Raw genomic sequence first — 2,372 nt, 5'->3', positions numbered from 1 at the left:
GGCAGCTTTGGATGGTTCTCATATGCATCCACCATCATCCCGATAGTAGGCCCCAGAACGCTCTTACCATTAGAAAGATAGCAACCATTTTCTCCACTGGTCTCAATACCAACAGATCGAAGGCTCTCCACTGATGCCCAGGTATGCGAAATATTTAACGCAAGGATCGCGACAATTAAAAACTTACTCACGGAATCTCCATTGATGCATAACGACCGCAACAGGGGCGACCAATGCTGTGCACATTTTGTGCGAAACTGGGAGCGCAGCGACCCGCACAAAATGTGCATAGCGTTGGGCGTCCCGCGGAGGCCCGAAGGGCCGTAGCAAACTGCTTGCGCTTGTTATGGTATGCCGCACTCCGCGCCCGCTTTCCGGAACTTTGCCAGCCACGACTTGGCTGGCCACCGCCCATTTAGAACGAGGAAAGAATACCGCACTTTCCCCAACCAATTCATATCTTACTGGCACTCTGCAATACTGCAGAGGAATGCCCTTTTCTGCCGAACCTAAGCGAACGCTCTAGGAACGAAACTGCTTGAATGCGCCCAGGCAAAAGGCCAAATACTGGATGCCTAAACTGTGCGCAAAAATTGCAGCCGCACAAATATTAATTTTTACCGACCGGCACCATAACGTTGCCAGCAGAGGCGCGCAGCGCCGGAGCGTACTGCCTGGCCTGGTTATGGCTGGCGCCGCTCTGAGCTCGCTACTGGCACTTTGCCCGTAGCGCAGCGAAGGGCCACCGCCTATTTAAGATGCGAAAGAATACCAAAATTTCCGCACCACTGAATTTTCTTATTACTTACCCACAATGCTGGCTTGAACTTGCTGCGGCGCTCGCCCTACAAAGAAGGCATCAGGAACGAAACTACTTAACCGCAACCGTGCACTGTGCCAACAAAATAGAGCTATCAAAAAGCACCGAAACTTTCCTTGGCACTAACTTTTTTAATTTTTTGCCAAGCCACCATAACGCCCACAGCAGGGGCAGCTTACCTTGTGCGCGTTTTGCGCAAAAATGGGAGCGTAGCGACCTGCGCAAAACGTGCACAAGGTAAGCTGTCCCGCGGAGGCCCGAAGGGCCGTAGATTTACTGCTTGTGATTGTTAGGCAGGATGCCCTACGAATGCCAATCTATTTATTTTCACCCAGGCGTACCACTGATGGATGCCTTTCAGTTGCCCACTCATGACAAAGATCAGCCAGATACTGAGTTAACTCAATTTCCGTAATTTCTGGCGGAACAAATATTCCAGCATTTCGGCGCTTACCTTCTGAACCCTGATAGAAAGTTGCCCAGCGATTTTGGCTTCTTTCAATCAGGACTTCCCTACCGAAAATATTGTACTTATATCTCTCCATGACTTTGGCCACTTGCCTAACGCCCACAGCAGGGGCAGCTTACCTTGTGCACTTTTTGAGCGAAAATGGGAGCGTAGCGACCCGCGCAAAAAGTGCACAAGGTAAGCTGTCCCGCGGAGGCCCGTAGGGCCGTAGCTTTACTGCCTGTGATTGTTAAGTGGGGGATTAGCACCCGCCGCCTCCGCCACCACCGCAATCTCCACCACCGCCATATCCGCCGGCATCCCCGCTAAAGTATGTGCCGCCACCAGTACGCTGATTTACACCAAATTTTACAATGAGCCAAAGAACGCTAGAAATCAGAAAAACTACAAAAATTATCGGTGCAAAAACTGAGTTGAACACACTATCCGAAGAAAGCTCTACGAATTGCCAAGAACCAAGTAGGCCAGCCAAATTGAATAGAAATGATTTCATGTGTACTCCATTACTCACTTAACGCCGCCGGCAGGGGCAGCTTACCTTGTGCGCATTCTGCGCAATAATGGGAGCGCAGCGACCAGCGCAAAATGTGCACAAGGTAAGCTGTCCCGTGGAGGGCCGCAGGCCCGGAGCAAATTGCCCGGCCTTGTTATACGGCATACATCCAGCCCCCACAGGTGTTCAGAGAATTTTCTTTAGCATCGAGCTCCGCGGCCTCGATCACTGACTCGAGCTTCTCTGAATATGTTGTTATTGGGGGGTATGTTAGATTCCAATCGTGGGAGCGAACCTCACACCCCGCATCACGCCATGCAACCCAGCTATTGTAACGAAAGCCGTAAGCACCATTTTCGTGACAGTAGACTTCTACAATCACAGGCTCATCTTTACATTCTTTATAAGCAACAACGTCGCTTTCTGGCACGTATGGCTCTGGAGAAATTTCAGGTTTAAGAAACTCACTTATAAATGATGCCATTTCTACTTAGCCGTATAACGCCGCCAGCAGGGGCAGCTTACCTTGTGCACGTTTTGCGCAATAATGGGAGCGCAGCGACCTGTGCAAAACGTGCACAAGGTAAGCT

At 50.5% G+C, this 2,372-nt stretch carries 4 protein-coding genes; all 4 read right to left on the bottom strand.

The features are described 5' to 3' along the window. Positions 1-191, bottom strand: a 191-nt coding sequence (locus IG627_RS21005; RefSeq protein ID WP_226865501.1) for a hypothetical protein, incomplete at its 3' end; no start/stop codon positions are given. Between the two features lie 946 nt (positions 192-1,137). Beyond that, on the bottom strand, positions 1,138-1,377 hold the full coding sequence (locus IG627_RS20495) for a DUF7661 family protein (RefSeq protein WP_319024625.1): 240 nt from the start codon (positions 1,375-1,377) through the stop codon (positions 1,138-1,140). A 153-nt stretch (positions 1,378-1,530) separates the two neighbouring features. Continuing rightward, positions 1,531-1,782 (bottom strand): hypothetical protein, encoded by a 252-nt coding sequence (locus IG627_RS20490; protein ID WP_193195145.1) that lies wholly within the window; start codon positions 1,780-1,782, stop codon positions 1,531-1,533. Positions 1,783-1,936: 154 nt separating this feature from the next. Then, positions 1,937-2,266 (bottom strand): hypothetical protein, encoded by a 330-nt coding sequence (locus tag IG627_RS20485; RefSeq protein ID WP_193195143.1) that lies wholly within the window; start codon positions 2,264-2,266, stop codon positions 1,937-1,939. Positions 2,267-2,372 lie beyond the last annotated feature (106 nt).

Source organism: Microbulbifer taiwanensis (assembly GCF_014904815.1).
Classification (GTDB): Bacteria; Pseudomonadota; Gammaproteobacteria; order Pseudomonadales; family Cellvibrionaceae; genus Microbulbifer; species Microbulbifer taiwanensis.
Note: the sequence above shows the minus strand (reverse complement) of the source record. Positions and strands in the feature narration are given on the sequence as shown.

What these genes read in the sequence shown, in the direction of transcription:
- IG627_RS20485 (WP_193195143.1), bottom strand. Translation starts at nt 2,266, where the DNA reads ATGGCATCATTTATAAGTGAGTTTCTTAAACCTGAAATTTCTCCAGAG.
- IG627_RS20490 (WP_193195145.1), bottom strand. Translation starts at nt 1,782, where the DNA reads ATGAAATCATTTCTATTCAATTTGGCTGGCCTACTTGGTTCTTGGCAA.